17 protein-coding genes, 1 tRNA gene and 1 other RNA gene are annotated in these 18,829 nt (G+C 51.1%); 18 read left to right on the top strand and 1 reads right to left on the bottom strand.

The window, feature by feature from the left end:
* Positions 1-14 precede the first annotated feature (14 nt).
* The 10 genes from ACZ5PT_RS03400 (at position 15) to ACZ5PT_RS03355 (ending at position 10,281) form a co-directional block, all read left to right on the top strand.
* Positions 15-1,064 (top strand): nucleotidyltransferase family protein, encoded by a 1,050-nt coding sequence (locus ACZ5PT_RS03400; protein WP_464265400.1) that lies wholly within the window; start codon positions 15-17, stop codon positions 1,062-1,064.
* Positions 1,057-1,767, top strand: a complete 711-nt coding sequence (locus ACZ5PT_RS03395; RefSeq protein WP_464265399.1) for an acylneuraminate cytidylyltransferase family protein — start codon at positions 1,057-1,059, stop codon at positions 1,765-1,767. The genes ACZ5PT_RS03400 and ACZ5PT_RS03395 overlap by 8 nt, the downstream gene beginning before the upstream one ends.
* A gap of 18 nt (positions 1,768-1,785) precedes the next feature.
* Positions 1,786-3,174, top strand: a complete 1,389-nt coding sequence (locus ACZ5PT_RS03390) for a B12-binding domain-containing radical SAM protein (RefSeq protein ID WP_464265398.1) — start codon at positions 1,786-1,788, stop codon at positions 3,172-3,174.
* Between the two features lie 101 nt (positions 3,175-3,275).
* Positions 3,276-5,249: a motility associated factor glycosyltransferase family protein gene (locus ACZ5PT_RS03385; protein WP_464265397.1), complete on the top strand. Its 1,974-nt coding sequence runs from the start codon at positions 3,276-3,278 to the stop codon at positions 5,247-5,249.
* Between the two features lie 179 nt (positions 5,250-5,428).
* The gene (locus ACZ5PT_RS03380) at positions 5,429-6,613 is read left to right on the top strand and encodes a flagellin (RefSeq protein ID WP_464265396.1); all 1,185 of its coding nucleotides are present in this window, start codon (positions 5,429-5,431) and stop codon (positions 6,611-6,613) included.
* Positions 6,614-6,704: 91 nt separating this feature from the next.
* The gene (locus ACZ5PT_RS03375; RefSeq protein ID WP_464265395.1) at positions 6,705-7,052 is read left to right on the top strand and encodes a flagellar protein FlaG; all 348 of its coding nucleotides are present in this window, start codon (positions 6,705-6,707) and stop codon (positions 7,050-7,052) included.
* 45 nt (positions 7,053-7,097) lie between these two features.
* Positions 7,098-8,723: a flagellar filament capping protein FliD gene (gene fliD, locus ACZ5PT_RS03370; RefSeq protein WP_464265394.1), complete on the top strand. Its 1,626-nt coding sequence runs from the start codon at positions 7,098-7,100 to the stop codon at positions 8,721-8,723.
* Between the two features lie 11 nt (positions 8,724-8,734).
* On the top strand, positions 8,735-9,157 hold the full coding sequence (gene fliS, locus ACZ5PT_RS03365) for a flagellar export chaperone FliS (RefSeq protein ID WP_464265393.1): 423 nt from the start codon (positions 8,735-8,737) through the stop codon (positions 9,155-9,157).
* A 12-nt stretch (positions 9,158-9,169) separates the two neighbouring features.
* On the top strand, positions 9,170-9,571 hold the full coding sequence (locus ACZ5PT_RS03360) for a hypothetical protein (RefSeq protein ID WP_464265392.1): 402 nt from the start codon (positions 9,170-9,172) through the stop codon (positions 9,569-9,571).
* Positions 9,572-9,621: 50 nt separating this feature from the next.
* Positions 9,622-10,281, top strand: coding sequence for a flagellar brake protein (locus tag ACZ5PT_RS03355; protein WP_464265391.1), 660 nt, complete (start codon positions 9,622-9,624; stop codon positions 10,279-10,281).
* 76 nt (positions 10,282-10,357) lie between these two features.
* Here the strand turns inward: ACZ5PT_RS03355 and ACZ5PT_RS03350 are convergent, their stop codons facing one another.
* On the bottom strand, positions 10,358-11,341 hold the full coding sequence (locus tag ACZ5PT_RS03350; protein WP_464265390.1) for a GGDEF domain-containing protein: 984 nt from the start codon (positions 11,339-11,341) through the stop codon (positions 10,358-10,360).
* A gap of 347 nt (positions 11,342-11,688) precedes the next feature.
* Here ACZ5PT_RS03350 and ACZ5PT_RS03345 point away from each other — a divergent pair, with 347 nt between their 5' ends.
* The 8 genes from ACZ5PT_RS03345 (at position 11,689) to recR (ending at position 18,716) form a co-directional block, all read left to right on the top strand.
* Positions 11,689-12,903, top strand: coding sequence for an IS256 family transposase (locus ACZ5PT_RS03345; RefSeq protein ID WP_464263630.1), 1,215 nt, complete (start codon positions 11,689-11,691; stop codon positions 12,901-12,903).
* A 60-nt stretch (positions 12,904-12,963) separates the two neighbouring features.
* Positions 12,964-14,949: a flagellar hook-length control protein FliK gene (locus ACZ5PT_RS03340; protein ID WP_464265389.1), complete on the top strand. Its 1,986-nt coding sequence runs from the start codon at positions 12,964-12,966 to the stop codon at positions 14,947-14,949.
* 2 nt (positions 14,950-14,951) lie between these two features.
* Positions 14,952-15,236, top strand: a complete 285-nt coding sequence (locus tag ACZ5PT_RS03335; RefSeq protein ID WP_464265388.1) for an EscU/YscU/HrcU family type III secretion system export apparatus switch protein — start codon at positions 14,952-14,954, stop codon at positions 15,234-15,236.
* 98 nt (positions 15,237-15,334) lie between these two features.
* A tRNA-Ser gene (locus ACZ5PT_RS03330) sits at positions 15,335-15,422 on the top strand.
* A 190-nt stretch (positions 15,423-15,612) separates the two neighbouring features.
* Positions 15,613-15,711, top strand: an RNA gene (gene ffs / locus ACZ5PT_RS03325) — signal recognition particle sRNA small type.
* A gap of 64 nt (positions 15,712-15,775) precedes the next feature.
* A complete protein-coding gene (dnaX, locus tag ACZ5PT_RS03320) occupies positions 15,776-17,488 on the top strand; it encodes a DNA polymerase III subunit gamma/tau (protein WP_464265387.1) in 1,713 nt (570 codons plus the stop codon).
* Positions 17,489-17,542: 54 nt separating this feature from the next.
* Positions 17,543-17,857, top strand: coding sequence for a YbaB/EbfC family nucleoid-associated protein (locus tag ACZ5PT_RS03315; protein WP_464265386.1), 315 nt, complete (start codon positions 17,543-17,545; stop codon positions 17,855-17,857).
* Positions 17,858-18,116: 259 nt separating this feature from the next.
* Positions 18,117-18,716, top strand: a complete 600-nt coding sequence (gene recR, locus ACZ5PT_RS03310) for a recombination mediator RecR (RefSeq protein ID WP_464265385.1) — start codon at positions 18,117-18,119, stop codon at positions 18,714-18,716.
* Positions 18,717-18,829 lie beyond the last annotated feature (113 nt).

Below are 18,829 nucleotides of genomic sequence, written 5' to 3'. Positions count from 1 at the left end.
GGTGGAGAACACTAATGAGGAAGATAAAGAATATCTGCATAAGCCCACAGGCATCAATACGTACCACGCTTGAAGTTATTGATAAGGGAGTTATGCAGATTGCTCTGGTTGTTGAAAGGAACAAGCTTCTGGGGACCATTACCGATGGCGACGTTCGGCGAGGTTTTCTTAAGGGCAAAAACCTGGAAGATAGTATTGAGGGATTGTTCAACACCAATCCCTTCACTGGGAAAATCAATCAGTCACGGGAAGATATTATTCAGGCAGCACTCAGCCATGGTATCAAGCAACTGCCAATGCTTGATGATCAGGGCGACCTTGTCGGTATCGAACTCATTGATGATTATCTCCGTGGACCGGAAAAACCGAATGCAGTCGTACTGATGGCAGGTGGTCAGGGTAAACGGCTGAGGCCTCTTACCGCAAATATCCCTAAGCCAATGCTGACGGTTGGATCCAAACCAATTCTTGAAACCATCCTGGAAAGTTTTTCGCGCTACGGATTCCGCAACTTCTATTTCAGCGTTAATTACAAAGCCGAGAAAATACGCAACTATTTCAAAGACGGCCGCCAGTATGGGGTCAATATCACTTACTTGAACGAAACTCAACGGTTGGGCACCGCTGGGGCCCTCAGCTTGCTCCCAGAGCCAACCGATAAGCCAATAATTGTCATGAATGGGGATCTGCTAACGAATGTTAACTTTGAACATCTTCTTAATTACCATCTTCTCGCCGAAGCTAAAGCGACCATGTGTGTGCGCGAATACCAGTTGCAGGTTCCCTATGGGGTGGTAGAAACCAAGGGGGCATGCATACAGCAAATCAATGAGAAACCGACGCAAAAGTTTTTTGTCAACGCCGGTATTTATGTCTTGAACCCTGAGGTTCTTGAACTGATCCCCCAAAACAGATCTTTCGACATGCCGGAACTCTTTCAAGCCTTGATCAGGGAGGGCCAGAAAAGCTGCTCTTTTCCGATTAAGGATTATTGGATGGATATTGGGCAGCCCAATGACTTCGAGCAAGCAAACACCGAATATGAAGAGAATTTCGATGTATAAACAGAAGAAAATCCTCGGTATTATTACCGCGCGTGGTGGCAGCAAGGGGCTTCCGGGGAAAAATATCAGACCGCTCCACGGTAAGCCGCTAATTGCTAGATCGATCATCGCTGCCCAGGAAAGTCAACATCTTGACAGTTTTTTGGTCTCCACCGATAGCGTTGAAATTGCTGAAATATCGAAAAGCTATGGGGCGCAGGTTCCCTTCCTGCGGCCAGCTGAACTCTCCACCGATAAGGCATCGAGTATTGACGTAGTCCTGCATACCCTGGACTTCTTAAAAGAAGTCTATGAATGGGTGATGATTTTACAGCCCACATCACCCCTACGAACGGCAATTGATATTGATGCCGCCATTGAATTAGCTGACAGCAAAAAGGCGGACGCTATCGTTTCAGTATGTCCCAACGAACACCATCCCTGGCTCAGCAACACATTGCCTGACGATGGAAACATGAACAGCTTCCTCCGGCCAGAGACACAACATCGAACCAGACAAGAGTTCCCCATGTATTACAGGCTTAATGGGGCAATTTTCCTCACAAAAACCAGAGCTCTCAGAGAGACAAGGTCCTTTTTTGGTCCCCGAACCTTTGCCTATGAAATGCCGGCTGAACGCTCGATAGATATTGATCACCTGATTGATTTCAAGCTTGCAGAATGCTACCTCGAAACCCGACCACAAACCAATCTAGATCACTAACAAGGGAGATCGCTGAAGATGAAAGTTCTGCTTGTTGTTTACGACAACGATTCCTACATCAGTTGGTTTCCTCAAGGATTTGGCTACATTGCCGCGATTTTACAACAGCAGGGATGTGAGGTCGAAATATACAACCAGGACCAATGGCACTACCCCGATGAGCATCTCACCGAATATCTGGACAACAACAGATTCGACGTGATCGGTCTGAGTTTCGTCGCAGGATACTATCAGTACCGCAAAGCATTGAAGATTTCCGCAGCGATTAACCGCTCGAAAAACCGCCCTTTCTACATCATCGGTGGACACGGACCATCCCCGGAACCTGAATTTTTTATCAAAAAAACAGCCGCCGACGCCGTTGTTATAGGCGAAGGGGAAGAGACGATCACCGAACTGCTGAATGCCATCTCAAACAAAAGAGATCTGTCAGAAGTAAAGGGTATCGCCTATCGGGACGGCCAAGAAATCAAAATCAACGTACGGCGCCCCTTGATCGCCGATATCGACTCGATCCCCTTTCCAGCTTACGATCTATTCCCGATGGAATTTTATCGCCTGCTAAGGATGCCTCACGCCAGCAATTCAGACTTTCTTATGCCACTGCTCTCCGGGCGGGGCTGCACCTTCACCTGTACTTTCTGCTACCGAATGGATGAAGGCTTCCGTCAGAGGAGCAACGCCGCGATCATTGAAGAAATAAAATTTCTCAAACACAAATATCAAATAAACTACATCGCCTTTTCCGACGAGCTGTTGATGTCGTCACCGGCGCGGGTACAAAGTCTCTGTGAGGATTTCCTGCGCGAAGAGCTCAATATCAAGTGGGACTGTAACGGCCGGCTGAATTATGCCCATCCAGAAATCCTGCAACTGATGAAACGCTCCGGCTGCGTCTTCATCAACTATGGAATTGAAGCAATGGATGACGAGGTGCTGAAAAAGATGAATAAAGCGCTCAGTACCAAGCAGATTATCCTCGGTATCGAAGCGACCCTGGCAGCCGGGATCAGTCCCGGCTACAACATTATCTTCGGCAACCTTGGCGATACGAAAGAGAGCCTGGAGAGAGGGGTTGAGTTTCTCCTGAAGTACGATGACGGCGCCCAGATGCGCACCATCCGGCCAGTCACCCCCTATCCCGGTTCGCCGCTCTACGATCTGGCAATACAGCAAGGAAAAATTAAAGACTGCGAAGATTTCTACGAAAACCTCCATCTGAACTCCGACCTGCTTTCAGTTAACTTCACCGACTTGACCGATGCTGAGTTCCACCAGTGCCTGCTTGACGCGAACAGCACGCTACTGAAGAACTATTTCTCGAAAAAATCGCGATCCATGCTAGCGCAAACCAGACATCTCTACCTGAACCGGGATGCCAGTTTCAGGGGCTATCGGCAAAGCTGAGTGCGACAGTTCGAGGTACAAAATTGGTTTACTCTCTGGGCTGTTGAGGTCAACGTATAAGGGGTCTCTTCACATTAAGCAGTGCATAGCAGAGGCATGAAATGACAAAAATTGAAGAATTGAAAAACTTATTACCTCAGCAGCGCGCAGACTGCCTGGAACGTCTTTTTCAGAAAAACCAAGCTTTCTTCTCGGGTAAATACCCCTCTGTTGGAAACCTTTTGCGTTCCACTGGAACTGCGCCATTTCATATTAATGTTACAGATGATTTTCTCACCATCACCAACACTGAAACCGGAGAGTTGTGCCATCCTGAGGCGGGGTTGGATCGTTTTGCTGAAGCCCTTGGTGATTGGACGAACAATGCATGGATTGATTTGATTGAGGGCCGTGTGCTGCGTTATGAAAGCGATGATGAACAAGGCAAATATTCGCAGAATATGACCCGATTTCAACAGGAAATGCTCAGTCGCTTTCCTGGACTTGCCCCCCGCATGAATGACCGCAGCATAAATTTACCAACCTTGGCCAGCGGTAAACATTTTTCTAATCCGGTTGTATTCTTGGGTGTCTTTCATGGGCTGCATGTTGACTATTTTCTAAGCCGCACCCAATTGCGCACTGTCGCATTTGTCGAGCCGGATCCCTCACGTTTTGCTTTGTCATGCTATTTTCTTGATTACCAGGCTTTGGATAAGCGTTTCGATGGTTTGCTGCTGCATGTGGGAAAGGAATTCCCTGAAAACACTAAAGAGCTTTTTTTCAAAAAGGCCGATATTACCGGAGCGGTCTGGACGCGTATCCTACCGGGTTACCCTTCTGGCGAGTTTGGTACCATAATAGATCAGTTTCGTCTCAGATGGCGGAAACCATTTGATATTTGGTTTCCGCCGGAACGGCAATTGGATGGTTTGCGTAATGTTAAGGGGAATATCGCTGCGGGCCAGCGGATTTTGGCGCAACCGGTAGCATTGTCACCCCGGTCCCGCATCGCTGTTGTAGCTGCGGGACCCTCGTTAAGCAGTGATTTGGATTGGCTCAGGCAAAATCAGGATCAGTTTGTCATTTTTGCGGTCCACTCTGCAGTCTCTGCGCTGCAAAAAACTGGGATTGCCCCGGATTTTCAATTCAGTCTCGATATTAACCGTTGGGGAAAGGAGGAGTTTGAGCGTGTGCAGCTTGATCCATCTATTCCGATTGTCACCCTGGTAAATGATTTTCCGGAAAAATTTGCTTCCTTTGCCGAAGTACTGATGCTACCTGAGCTTCATGGTGTTTATCCGGTTAAGTTTAAACTTGCGATGCCCTTTCTTGATTTCACCACAGGGAATATGGCCTTGAGTTTTGCCTGCTGGTGCCGCCCTGAACATATCTATCTGTTTGGGTTGGATCTCGGCTATCGCCAGGCTACGCAGACCCATGTTGCAGAAAGTTCAGCGTATCGTGACGAGGAAGAGCACAGGGCGGTGGTGTTCTCGGGCCATTTGCAGGTGAAATCAAACTTTGATGAGACGGGACCTGTCTATACGCAGTCTTATTTTAGTGAAGCGCGCATAGCAGCGCAACGTCCCATCGCTTCGGTTGCCGGTCAGGTTCTGGTCTATAACTGTTCTGACGGTGCGCGTATCGCCGGGGCGAATCCCTGCCGCACAAGTGAGATTGAGCTACGTGAGTATGACAAAACGCGGGACGTTGATTTGATCCGGTCGATGTTTGTACCTCTTGAAGAGGGCGTGCATTGGCAAGCGCTGCCGCTGGATGGCGCGGTTCAATTAGAAGAGTTCAGAAAGGCAGCGTTGCGCGTAGTAAAGCTGAAAAAATTTAACTGGCTGAAATTTACAAAAAAAATAGATAATTTTGAAGCGCTCGTCGCGAAACAGCTGCCAAGAAACATCGCCCTGAACCTTGATCGGCGTATTGTCCCCTATATGCGCACTGTCAACAAACTGCTGATTTGCTGGTACATGTTTCTCTGCTTTACCAACAGCGAGGAGGAGTGGCAACAGGTTTACGATCTGGGCTATGCGCAGCTTTCCCAGTTGATCGACGAGATGGATTGGCCGGACGGGCTGTAAAAAAAACTTTTTTTGATAAGTTTTTTCTAAACTATTCGTCAGGCACCGCCGAGAAGACACTTGACGGGGAAATTTAACGCACAAGGAGGTTGTGAAACAAACGCGATTCCCGGAGATACACAGTAGGTTTAAACACAACAGGGCAAGGACGCCCGCAATCACTCATGGAGGAAAAACTCATGGCAATTTCAATTAACACTAACGTCGCTGCTCTCAACGCTCAACGGAACCTGGGTAAATCACAAGGCGCTCTTGGTAAATCGATGGAGCGCCTCTCTTCCGGTCTGCGCATCAACAGCGCCAAGGACGACGCCGCCGGCCTGGCTATCTCTGACCGCATGACCGCGCAGATTCGTGGTCTGAATCAGGCGTCCCGGAACTCCAATGACGGTATCTCCTTAGCGCAGACCGCTGAAGGCGCCCTGCAGGAGAGCACCAACATTCTGCAGCGCATGCGTGAGCTGGCCGTACAGTCGTCCAACGACACCAATAGCGCGTCTGATCGCTCTTCTCTTAACGATGAAATCGGGCAGCTCAAGGCTGAGCTCGACCGGATTGCCGAAACCACCGAATTTAACGGCCGCAAGGTCATCGATGGTTCCATGAGTAATGCGGTGTTCCAGGTCGGCGCTAACGCTGGTGCCAACCAGACCATCTCTTTCGGTATTCAGAGCGCAGCGACTGACGATCTGGGGCAGGCTGGCGTAGAGGCTGTCGCCCTGACAACCGCTGCGGGCACATATAACGGTTTTGAGATCTCAGCCTCTACCGGCAATGAAGGAAGTGGCGGTAACGAAGCATTCAAGGTGGTTGTGGTGCAAGGCACTATTGCTACCGCGTCAGCAAGTAATGTATCTAATGCTGGTGGCGGCGGTACGATAACCATTACGCTTGCTTCCACAGCAACGGTTAACACCGTTACTAATATTGGTGGCTTAATTTCGGCTGAGTTGGGCGATGTCAATGTTGACGTTTCTAGTGCGTCTGCAGTAACCGTGGACTCTAGCGGGTCGCTCTCCATGAACGGTGGCTTTGACCAAGTTCTGACGACTACGGTTGACGGTATTTCCGTAGGGACTCGTGACGCTGCCTTGGGCGCGATCAAGAGTGTCGATCAGGCTCTCTCTGATGTTGATAACATCCGTGGTGGTCTCGGTGCGGTGCAGAACCGTTTTGAGTCAACCATCGCCAACCTGAACAACGTCTCCGAGAACCTCTCGTCCGCGCGTTCGCGGATCCTGGATGCGGATATCGCTCAGGAAACCTCGGCGATGACCAAGAACAACATCCTGCAGCAAGCTGGGGTTTCGATCCTGTCGCAAGCCAACCAGGCTCCTCAGTTAGCACTGTCACTGTTGGGTTAATCTTAGACTAACTGGAATGGGGGCCGGCCTGTCCGGCTCCCATTTTTTTAGCGGCATGGTGGTTAACGTAAAGGTTGCAGGGGAGAAAATCATGAAAATCGAAGCTATTAATATCGCCGGTGGTTCACCACTGGCGTTACCGAAGGCCGCCGACAAGGTCGACGATCTGCGCAAGAAGAAGGACGATCTTGCTCAGGGGCCCCAGGTCGATAAAAACCAGGTGGCCCCCGAAGAGCTGCTCCAGCAGATCAAGGGCCTGACCGAAGACGGTCTCTTCAGCGTACGTTTCGAGAACGATGACCGATCCGATGTCCTGGTCGTGAAGATTGTCGACCGTGAGACCGATGAGACAATCCGGCAGGTTCCGGCAGAAGAGTTGCTGGATCTTAAAAGTTCTTTGGAACGTTTGCGTGGCAACATCGTAGATACCAAGAGTTGATTTTGTCCTGAGCAGGCAAGGTTTTTCGGACGGAAGGAGACAAGGATGGCCATCACATTTGGCGGCTTAGCAACAGGTATGGATACAAACGCCATTGTCGATCAGTTGATGGCGATTGAACGCCTGCCGATTAACCGTCTGGAAAGTGACAAGGCGTGGTTTTCGAAGCGGCAACTGGCTTATACCACCTTTGACAACAAGCTCAGGGGGTTTCTTTCGAGTATTCAAAAGCTCGGCTCATCCGACGATCTGCTCAAGAAATCGGTTACTGCGACCAGTGAAGATAACTTTTCAGTTACCGCCGCGCCCGATGCCTTGCCGGGGGCCAGTTACGAGATCGAAGTGGTTTCTCTGGCCAAGGTACAAAAGGATGTTTCACAGGGTTATGTTGACAAAACCGCCCAGAGTTTCGGTACCGGCGAACTGTCTCTGACCGTTGGCGACAACGAAGCCGTTAGCATTACCATCGATGAGACCAATAATTCCCTCGAGGGGATGGCGCAGGCGATCAACGCTGCCGATGCGGGGGTGAACGCTGCCATCATCAATGACGGAACTGGCAGCCCCTATCGCCTGGTCTTGACCGGCGCTGATGTGGCGACCGACTTTTCGATGACCTCAGACTTGCAGACCTTTAACGGAGATATCAGTCCACAGTTGCAGGCGGGCGGTTTTGCCGATCAGTCAGCCACAGTTTTTGGCAGCGGGACCCTTGATTTGTCTACCGGCCACCAGATCACCCTGGGCAACGCCACCAACTCGCTGACCGATATGATGGACGCGATCAATGCTGAGAGCGGAACCACCGGCGTGACCGCAGCTATCGTCGCCGATGGCGACAACTTTGTGCTCTCCTTAAGTGGTGGTGAAACGATTACGACGACGAATCTGGCCGGGGGGAATTATGATCCGTTTAGCCTGACAACAACTCAGGCGGCAACCCAGGCGCATGTCATAGTGGATACGATCGATATTTATTCCGCCAGCAATACGCTGGACGAGGCGATCCCCGGACTGACTCTAGATTTACTCCAGGCCGAAGAGGGTGTGAACACGGGTGTTTCTGTTGGGATTGATGAGGCAGCCATAAAGTCGCAGATTCAGTCCTTTGTAAAGGGTTACAACGAGGTTGCTAGCTTTATCAATAGCCAGTCCACGATCAACGATTCTGAGGGGGGGGTCTTGAATGGGGATTCGGGAGTCAATGTCGTTAAGCGGCGCTTGCAGAATCTGCTGACCTCTTCTGTCGATAACAGCGGGAGCCTTAGCGCCATGTCACAACTCGGGCTTAAAACCCAAATAGATGGAACCCTGTTGCTCGACGATGGAATCTTGACTGATGCCATTCAGAATAACCTGGCCAGCGTTGAAAAATTACTGGTCGGCGAGGACGATTCTGAGGGGGTGGCCGTCAAATTCCAGAACTATCTGGAGGATATCACCGATTCCATCGATGGCGTCTTGGCAGGGACGAAGAACAGCACAGCATCAAATACCAAGCGGATTGACAATCGCATCGAACAAATGGAAATGCGCCTTACTAAGCGGGAAGCAACCATGCGCAGTCAATATACCGCGCTTGAAAGCTTGATCAGCGGTATGAACGCGCAGAGCAGTTTTCTCACCCAACAAATGAATATGCTCAGCAACATGATGACGGGGAATAACTAATGAATGCCTATATGAGCCAATATCAGAACAACCAGGTTTTATCCGCGAGTCCAGAGCAGATTCTGATCATGCTTTACGATGGCGCCATCCGTTTTGTTCGTCAGGCGGAAAGGGCCCTGGCTGACGGTCGGGAAGCAGAGAAGGCTAAAGCGATCAGCAAAGCGGTCGCGATTATTGCCGAGTTCTCCAATACCCTTGACCGGGAAGTTGGTGGTGAGATTGCGGAAGATTTGAGCCGTCTGTATGATTTCATGATTCGTGAGTTGACCACCGCCAATATTAAGAATGATGCGGAAAAACTTGGGCCGGTGGAGAAGATCCTGCTCGATTTGCGCGAAGCTTTTGTCGGCGCAATAGAGATCTGCCGGCAGGATGCTCAAGGTGTGCAGGAAACCGCCAATCCCGGCGCGCAGCACGTTGCTGCGGCCTACTGATTCGGTGTCGTTATGGTTGATGTCGACTTGACAGCTTCGATCCAGCGGTATCGCACTATCATCGAGCACGCGCAGCAACTTGAGCAATTGCTCACCACGGGTGATCCTGAACAGTTACTAGCTTATACCGCCCGTTTGCAAGCGCTTCAGACCGAAGCCGGTTTGTATGATCGGGAATTGCTCGAAGAAATGGCCGCGGATTTTACCCGTTGGCAGGACCATCCATTGTTCCAGCAACGGCTGCAACTATCGAATCAAATTGTGGAAATGAATAATTTGCTTTTGCCAAGAGTCCGTGGCATGATGGCCGTTACTGCGGCTGAATTGACGCAGTTGAAAGAGGGGCGGATTGCCGTTTCCGGTTATCATCCAGAGCTTGCCCGAGGTGAAAAATCAATTAGAGGAATCGGCTGAGTCGGATCGGTCAAGTTGTCATATTATCGATCCTTTTATAGGGATCTGCCATGTCAGTTTTAGATCAATTAAAAGACTATCGGGTTGTCAGGGTTGTTCTGCCTTTGCAAGAGGGAGGGCAACAGCAGGTCGATGGTGTCGCCAAAACAACCACCCCACCTCAAATTGAAATTACTTTTCTACCCGATCAACTCGATTTTGATGCCCTCAATGTGGAAGAACCTTGTCAGATCTCTTTTGATGTGGCCGGTGCAACCAAAACGGTACGAGCCAAGATTATTAGTGTGCTCAGTGACGCCAAGCTGCAATTGGAAATGGTCGAATCTTTCAGCCATGTTCAGAAACGCTCTTATTTTCGGGTTGATGCCGAACTGTCGGTCAGCTATTGGGTGATAAGTGAGGGGAGCCCCTCGGCCAAGTCGATTCAAACGCCGGTCAATATCAGTGGTGGTGGGTTGCGGGTACCGGTTGATGAGCCGCTCAAGGATGGTGCAGAAATCGGTTTGGAGCTTATTATTGATGGTCCGGAGCCGCGTGTTGTTGAGTGCGTTGCGCAGGTGGTACGAACCTATGATACTGGTCCGACCGGCAAACAGGTTGCGATGAGTTTTGTCGACATGGAAGATGAAGATCAGGACGCTATTGTCGCTTATTGTCTGGCGGAACAGCGCAAGCAGCTCCGTCTGAAGGTCCAGGTGTTGGGGAACTGATCTCTTTTGCTGATTTATAAATAAAAAAGCCCGCGAGCATCGTTGCCGCGGGCTTTTTATGTCTAGGATTTGTCGTTCAGGTGCCAAACGCCATCTGGTGGGCAGGGGCGTAGGAAAAGTCGATTCGAGCGTGTTGTGGTCGGCTGTTCGGTTGCCAGATTTCCGTGCGGTTGCGACCATTCTCTTTGGCTTGGTATAGCGCCCGGTCAGCTTCTTCAATTAAACTGGAAGTATGAGAAAAGCCCTTTTTGTCGGCACAGCTAATGCCGATACTGACAGTAATGGGCATCTGCGTCTGTCGGAGTCGCCGCGAAGTCAGAGCGACTTGTCGGTGGATTCTCTCCGCCAGAATAATGGCATGATCGGTGGTGCTGTCGGGGAGAATGACACTGAATTCTTCGCCGCCGTATCGACAGCAGATGTCAGCGTCGCGAGCCGAATCGTTAATTGCTTTGGCGACGTGCTTCAAGACATTGTCCCCAGCCTGATGGCCATAACAATCGTTAAACATTTTAAAATGGTCAAGATCTATCATCAGCAAAGAGAAGGGCGTACCTGAACGTTGGGTGCGTGCGGTCGCCTGTTTGATGCTCAAGTCAAAGGTGGCTCGGTTGCCGACTCCGGTCAGGGCATCGGTCAAAGCCATTTTTTGCAGCTGCTCTTTGCTTTGGCGTAAGTCGAGTAAGCGTTGCCAGCGTTTTAGGTGGCCGAGCAGCCGGGCATTTAGCTCGTTGGGATCGGTCGACAGTTTAAGTGAGTCACTGGCACCAAGATTAAAGCCGTTGATCAGGCTCTGCTGGTTATCGGCAAAGGCGACCAGTGGCAGGTCGTGCCATTGATCGTGCCCCTGAAGTTTGTTGATCCAGTCCGCTTGTGACTCCCCATTATCGATAACCCAGCAGATGATATCTGCTGATTTGGTTTTCAAGTGCTGAAACAAAGCAGCAATCGATTGCAAGGGTTTCACGCGGTCAAAGAGCTGGGTTGCTGACAGGTGTTTAACCAGCTGCAACTTTTTGTTCGAGTCCGAGCCGATGACCAGGGCTGTGGCGTTCATCATTTAATATCCTTTCGTTTTGCGGATATTTGGATTGCAAATTAACTGTTAGTCTACCTCTCGTCATTTAACTGAGAAGTCTTTAGGTTTGTTTTCGATATAGCGAATTCCGTGCCACAGAAAAAACAATGTATAAAATTAGTAGGTTAGGGGTTTGTGACGTTATTTTGACGGTGCTGTCGCCTGGGAAAGGAAGGTAATTGTTAATGTGGGCGGAGTTTTGACTCTCTCTTCCTAGGCCTGTCGGTTTTTGCCGTAACAATGCTAAACTTAGGCGGAACAAGGAGGGTGTAAAATCTTTTGTGTAAATGCTCCCAGTCGGTTACAACCCGTAACCACTGGAGGAACTGATGACCATACCCGACGACTTGCTCGACTCCCTGATGAAGGATTACAAGAATCCTGAAGATCTTATCGGGGAAACTGGGCTACTGAAACAACTGACCAAACAGCTTCTGGAACGTGCAATGAAAACCGAGCTGACCGAACATCTCGGCTACGAAAAGAATGCTCCGTCAAACAACAAGGCTGGTAACGCCCGCAACGGTAGCTACCAGAAGAAGGTCAAAGGCGAGTTCGGCAATCTTGACATTACCGTTCCCCGTGACCGTGATTCCAGTTTTGAACCGATAATACTGCCTAAAGGGCAAAGCCGCTTCAGCGGTTTTGATGACAAGATCATCGCCCTGTATGCCCGTGGCATGACGACCCGCGATATTCAGGCGCATTTGGAAGAGATGTACGGTGTAGAGATTTCACCGACGCTTGTTTCCCAAGTGACGAAAGCGGTCCAAGAGGAAATCGTTCTTTGGCAGAACCGGCCGCTGGATGATATCTGGCCGATTGTTTATCTCGACGCCATTCGGATCAAAGTACGGCAAGAAAATCGAGTCATTAATAAGGCTGTTTATCTTGCCGTTGGTGTCAACCTTGATGGCCTCAAGGAAGTCCTTGGCATGTGGACCGCCGAAACTGAGGGTGCCAAGTTCTGGTTGCAAGTTGTCACAGAGTTGAAGAACCGGGGCGTAAAGGATATCTTCGTCGCCTGCGTCGATGGCCTGAAAGGCTTTCCTGAAGCGATTGAGACAGTCTTCCCTGATACACAGGTTCAACTCTGTATTGTTCACATGGTGCGGCACAGCTTAAACTACGTTTCCTGGAAACAGCGGAAAGAGGTCGCCAAGGATCTGAAGGCAATTTACTCATCAGCGACTGTCGAAGAGGCCGAGTTTAACTTAGAGCTGTTCGAAGATAGATGGAACGCCAGTCACCCGACAATTGCTAAATCCTGGCGACGCAACTGGGAGCGGATTACGCCACTGTTCTCATATCCGTCCGACATACGCAGAGCGATTTACACGACCAATGCCATCGAATCGGTGAACATGTCACTGCGGAAGGTCACGAAGAACCGGGGATCGTTTCCCAATGACGAATCAATGATCAAGCTGCTCTACTTAGCGTTACAGAATATTTCAAAGAAATGGACAATGCCGATCCACAACTGGCGATCGGCACTGAATCAATTTTCGATTATATTTGAAGGGCGAATGCCGCTACTCTGACCGACTGGCCATTTACACAATCTGCGTTACAGGCCCGGAACAAGGGTCGATGAGGAGCCTATGACTATACTGAATCCGATATCTACGGCAATTCCGGTAGCGCAGTCGTCAACTGTCCCCGTGACTAACTCTGAGGAGCGGCAGGTTGGTCTGCGGCCGGAGCAGATGGTGCGTGCGACGGTCGTCGAAGGTGGTCTTGATCGGGCGCTGCTGGAAATGAATAGCCGTCATTATCGGGCTCAGAGTGGTGTGGAGTTGCAGGCGGGGCAGAAACTGACCCTGCAGGTGTTGCAAACCCAGCCAACGCTGGAATTTCGCGTCATCAATGATCCCCTCGGCGGCCGCCTCAGTCAGCTACTGCCGTTATTAACGCAACAATATGATTGGACGCGGTTGCTTGAGGTGTTGCGCCAACAACCGCAGCAGCAACGTTTGCCGCAAAATACAGCACAGGTATATCAGCAACTTACGCAGTTGTTACAACCGAACGGGCAATTGCCGGCCGCTGTCGAGCATCAGTTGGGAGCATTGCCGGTTCAGTTACAGCAACTGTTTGTGTCTGTCGCCAGTGGACAGGGTCACGCCGAATCGTCGATTCCAGGGACGCAGTCCGCTGTTATTTATCGTGCTGATAGTGCTGGACAGCAGAATTTGCAACAACTCGTTCGGGGTTTACAGCAGCAGTTTTCTCAATTGTTGCAAGCCGACGGTCGACCGTTGCCACAGACTTGGGTCACGCAAACGCAAAATATACTTGTGCCGTTGCAGCAAGGGTTGTCGCCAGCACAAATTCCACTACCGCAGGTGACTGATCTGTTTGCTGTTTTGGGTCAAATGCGTCAGCAACCGAACCTGCCACCACAATTAAGCAGTGGCTTGGAGCGCTTGGTTCTGCAGTTGACCGTTCAGGTCGGTCGGGACCTCCCTGCTGCGGGGAAAGTCGCTGGCTCAACGGTTGTTCTGTCGCCAGCACCTGCAGCTGCAGTATCCCCTGCGTCCCTTGCCCCAGGGCAAGCAGCGCAACCGCCATCATCGGGACAAGCGGCACTCGCGGGTCAAACAGTACAGACAGCACAGACAGCACAAGCGGCACAAGCGGCACAAGCGGCACAAGCGGCTCACGCAGGTCCGCCTTTGCCGGGTCCGTCTGTCCAGCCGGCCGCCGGGTTTGTTGCGTCGGGGGGAATCTATCGGCCACCGGTTGCCCCGAGTTCACCGTTACCACCTGCCCCGCCGCCAGCGGTTATTCCCGAAGAGGTCAGCGCCGGTTTGGAGAAGTTGCTGGTTCAGGTCCAGCAAATGCAGGGCAAAACTGCACAAGTTTCACCTGAATTGCTCGGTCGCTTGGAAGGGTTACTGGATAAGCTGCATCAGCTTCCAGCTGCGGCCCGTTCGGGGCAGGTTGCTCTACCCGGCCTGGAACTGATTACTGCACAATTGTCGCAACTGGTCCAAGGCGGACCGCAGCCGCCCCAAGGTGGGCAGCTGGGGTTTCTTTCGCAACTGTTCGGCTTTCATCTTGAAGCGGAGCTGTTGCAAGGGAAAAAGAAAGAGGCTCTCGCTAGTTTGAAGCTGAGCTTGCTATCGTTAAGCAAGGAATTGGGTACCGAGGTGGAAGAGCCACTGCGGCGGCTGGAGATGTTGCAGCTTTGTAAAGCCAAGCTGGCCGAAGAGCAGATACAGTTTTTACCGTTGCCCTTCAATGAACTTGAAGAGGGTTACTTGTTGATGGAAAAACAACGCCAGGCGGATGAGGAGTCGGCTGCCGATCAGCCCTTGCAACTCTCCCTGTCGTTGCGGCTCTCGGCGTTGGGAAATATGCGCGTCGACATGCTCTATGAGAAGGACGGGCTGCACCTGCGCATGGCCTGTGAGGATGAAGAGAAGATGGCCTATCTGCAGGGCCATTTGCCCGAACTCAAGGAGTCGATCGAGACGGTGCCGTTGCAGGGCGTCAGTTTTTCCGCCGATGCCCAGGTGCCGGTTCGGCAATTGCTGGAACGACTATTGCCTGATTCTCCCGGCATGCTGGATGACAGGATTTAGTGATGAGTAAAACCAGTAAACCGATCCAGGCCGTTGCCCTGCGCTATGATCATGAGGCCGGCGCAGCGCCGAAGGTCACTGCCACTGGGCAGGGAGAGGTTGCACGGCGCATTATTGCGGCGGCACAGGCGGCCGGGGTTGATATCGTTGAGGATCCGGATCTGCTGGAAATTCTCGGGCGGATCCCGATCGGAGAGGATATCCCGCCGGAGCTGTTTCAGGCGGTCGCCGAAATCCTTGCTTTTATCTATCGCATCAACGGTCGTTATTCTGCTTCAAATAGCTGATCTTCATCGTTTTTCGTCATCATCCCGCGGCATAGAACGTATTGTGCAAAAATCCACTTTACAGTTTCTGGTTGGTTAGTGTAATGTACCCAGCTTGCGGAGAGGTGACCGAGAGGCCGATGGTGCTCGCCTGGAAAGCGGGTGTAGTTAACGCTACCCGGGGTTCGAATCCCCGCCTCTCCGCCATATTTTACTTGGCTGATGAAAAACGCCCGTCTGCGGCGTTGTCCTTTCTTCATGTCAACGACGTACCTTGCGGTACGTCTTATTCCATGAAACTGCGGACGCCTAGCATCCAGACGCTTTTGATCAGCCCAGTTACATATATTGCTAATTCAAATGAAGTATATCGGTAAACGTTGCCGGTAGAAGTGACAGCCAGGTCCCGCGCAACGGACTTCCGTGAACTCCGTCAGGCCCGGAAGGGAGCAGCGGCAGCGGTTTTGGACGTGTGCCGCGGGGGTGCCTGGCTGTCACTTGTATCGGCAATTTTTGTTTCTGCACTCGCCGGTTTATCGTAACGATTTCAGGGAGAATTCATGTCCTATCTGGTCCTGGCACGTAAATGGCGCCCTCAATCGTTTGGCGACCTGGTCGGCCAGGAGCATGTCAGCCAGACCCTGCAGAATGCTATCTCCGCCGATCGGGTTCATCACGCCTTCCTCTTTACCGGTGCTCGTGGCGTCGGTAAGACTTCTGCTGCGCGTATCTTTGCCAAAGCTCTCAACTGCCAAGAGGGGCCTATCGTCGAACCTTGCGGTGTTTGCCCTTCCTGTATTGAGATTACCGCCAGTCAAGGGGTTGATGTTTTCGAGATCGACGGTGCCTCCAATACCGGCGTTGATGACATCCGTGAACTGCGTGAAAATATCCGCTATCTGCCTTCCCGCTCGCGCTACAAAATATTCATAATCGATGAAGTCCACATGCTCTCGATCAACGCTTTCAATGCCCTGTTGAAAACGCTCGAGGAGCCACCGGATCACGCCAAATTTATCTTCGCCACCACCGAACCGCATAAGATCCCGATTACCATTTTATCCCGCTGCCAGCGTTTTGATTTCCGTAAGATCGGTCTTCCGCAGGTGCAGGGTCGGTTGCGCTATATCGTTGATCAGGAAAATGTGCAGATCAGTGATCTTGGCCTGTCGATGATCGCCCGCAGTGGCGGCGGCAGTATGCGGGATGCCCAGTCGACTCTCGATCAAGTGATTGCTTTTTGCGGCGAACAGATAGCGGATGATGACCTGCAGGGCCTACTCGGTCTGGTCAGCAGACGCATCCTGCTCGATACCATTGAGGCGATTTTGGAGCGCGATGCCCGGCAGGCGTTGTCGCTGGTGCAGAAGGTCGATGAACACGGGCACTCCTTTCGTCAATTCTGTCAGCAGTTGGTGGAGTTGGTCCGTGCTCTGGTGATTCTCAAAGTCGCTGAGCAGCCGGGCAGTCTTCTTGATTTTAGTGAAAGCGAACTGCAGGATTTGCGCACCCTCTCTGCTCCTGCCAATCTTGATGATTTGCAGCGCTTGTTGTCTTCTTTGATCCGCACCGAGGCCGATTTGGCCGTGTCTAACTATCCACGCTTGACGCTAGAAATGGTGCTGGTCAAGTTGGCCAGTTTGCCGGCGGGAATTGACGTGGCTGCGCTGGTTAAAAAATTGGAAGCTCTCGAACGCCGATTGGCGGCGGGGGGCTTGTCAGCGCCGGGCACCGCTCAGTCACCTGTCTTTGCCCCTCCTCAGCCGTCTGCAGCCAGGCCTCAGGCGCCGAGGCCCACGCAGAGTGAGGTGCCGCCATTGCCGATCGATCCAGAGCCGGCAGCTCGGAAGCCTGAGGTTGAACCTGTTTCCGTCGGCGATAAGAGTTGGGCCGGGCTGGTCGATTTTGTTCGTGAGCGGCGGCGCCCCCGGATTGCTTCATTGTTAGAACAGTCAAGCCTGTTGTTGTTGGAATTGCCGCGCCTTAAAATTGGCATGCCGGCGTGCTATTACAGTCTGGTTGATGCTGAAATGCGGGAGTTGATGGATGGCTTGGCGACGGAATATTATGCCGCTGAGGTCAAGGTTGAAGTCTGTCAGGTCAACGCACAGGAAAATGCCCCGCCTTCGCTGCACGAAGAACGGGCCCAGCAGGAAAGCGATCGGCAGAAAAAATTGCGTGAAAATGCGGCTGAACACCCGATGATCAAGTCGGCAATCGAGGTTTTTGGCGGCCAGATAGAAGAAATTAAGCCAACTGATAAGGGCTTTTAATAGCGGATTAATAACCGGCAAACGCCGATCATATTTCTGTGGAGGAATGAATCAATGGCAAAAGGGCTCGGCAACATTATGAAACAAGCTCAGCAGATGCAGGCCAAAATGGCCCGTGTGCAGCAGGAGCTGGAAAAAAAAGAGATCGAAGCGACCGCAGGTGGCGGCATGGTGACAGCTAAGGTCAACGGCAAGCAGGAGTTGCTTGCCCTGCAGATCGAAAAAGACGTGGTTGATCCGGAGGATGTGGAGATGCTGCAAGATCTGGTTATGGCTGCGGTTAACGAAGCGATAAAACAGAGCCAGCAGATGATTCAGGAAGAGATGGGGAAGGTGACCGGTGGAATGAATATTCCAGGGATGTTTTAATCCCACTAAATAATCGTTGTTTTAATCCCCGCAGTGTCAAATTATGTCTTCTGCGGGGATTTTTTATTGATCGGTGGTAATTTCCGATATGCGGTATACGATAAAGGATTGAAATCCCCCTTTTTCTTGTGGTAGAGTTCTGTTTGGTCAGACCAATGCACCAGAAAATGGCTTATAACACTTTGGGGATATTTTATTTTTTAAGTGATACTAAAAAAATAGAACAGCATTTTAAAATGTTGGATTTGGTGGAGAATACATGTTAGTGTCGCTCCCGTCTTTCGCTCGGGTTGTTGCCGAATTGAGCAAGCTCCCGGGCGTTGGTGGAAAGACCGCTGCGCGGTTGGCTTTTCATTTGCTACGGACATCTGATCGCGAGGTTGAAGCTTTGGCTGAAGCCCTGCTGGATATGAAGCGCAAGGTCAGTTTCTGCCAGCGTTGCTATCATATCGCCGAAGGAGATCTTTGCCAGATCTGTGGTGATTCGGCACGTGAAGCGCAGCGATTGTGTATTGTTCAGGAACCTCAGGATTTACTGGCGATAGAACGTAGCCACGCCTATCGCGGCTTATATCATGTTTTGCATGGTGCCCTCTCGCCACTTGACGGGATCGGCCCGGATGATTTGAAAATCTCACAACTGTTACAACGCCTTCAACAGGAGCAGATCGAAGAGGTTCTGCTGGCAACCAATTTTACTGTTGAAGGTGAGGCCACCGCTTTGTATCTGGCCACGCTCTGCAAGGAACAAGGATTGAGGGTGACCCGTTTAGCTCATGGGATACCTTCTGGAAGTGATCTGGAATATATCGATGCAGGGACGGTTCAGCAGGCGGTTAACGGACGTCGCGAACTATAGAGTTAGGGCTTAACTGTCTTCGATGGGAGCCTTGGGTGGGTTCTGTCGTTTTACGTTTTGTTGTTTAGCAGGTTTACGATTCTCATAATTTGGATCGTCATTTTCAACCTTAA

It is taken from the genome of Desulfuromusa ferrireducens (genome assembly GCF_055389805.1).
Note: the sequence above shows the minus strand (reverse complement) of the source record. Positions and strands in the feature narration are given on the sequence as shown.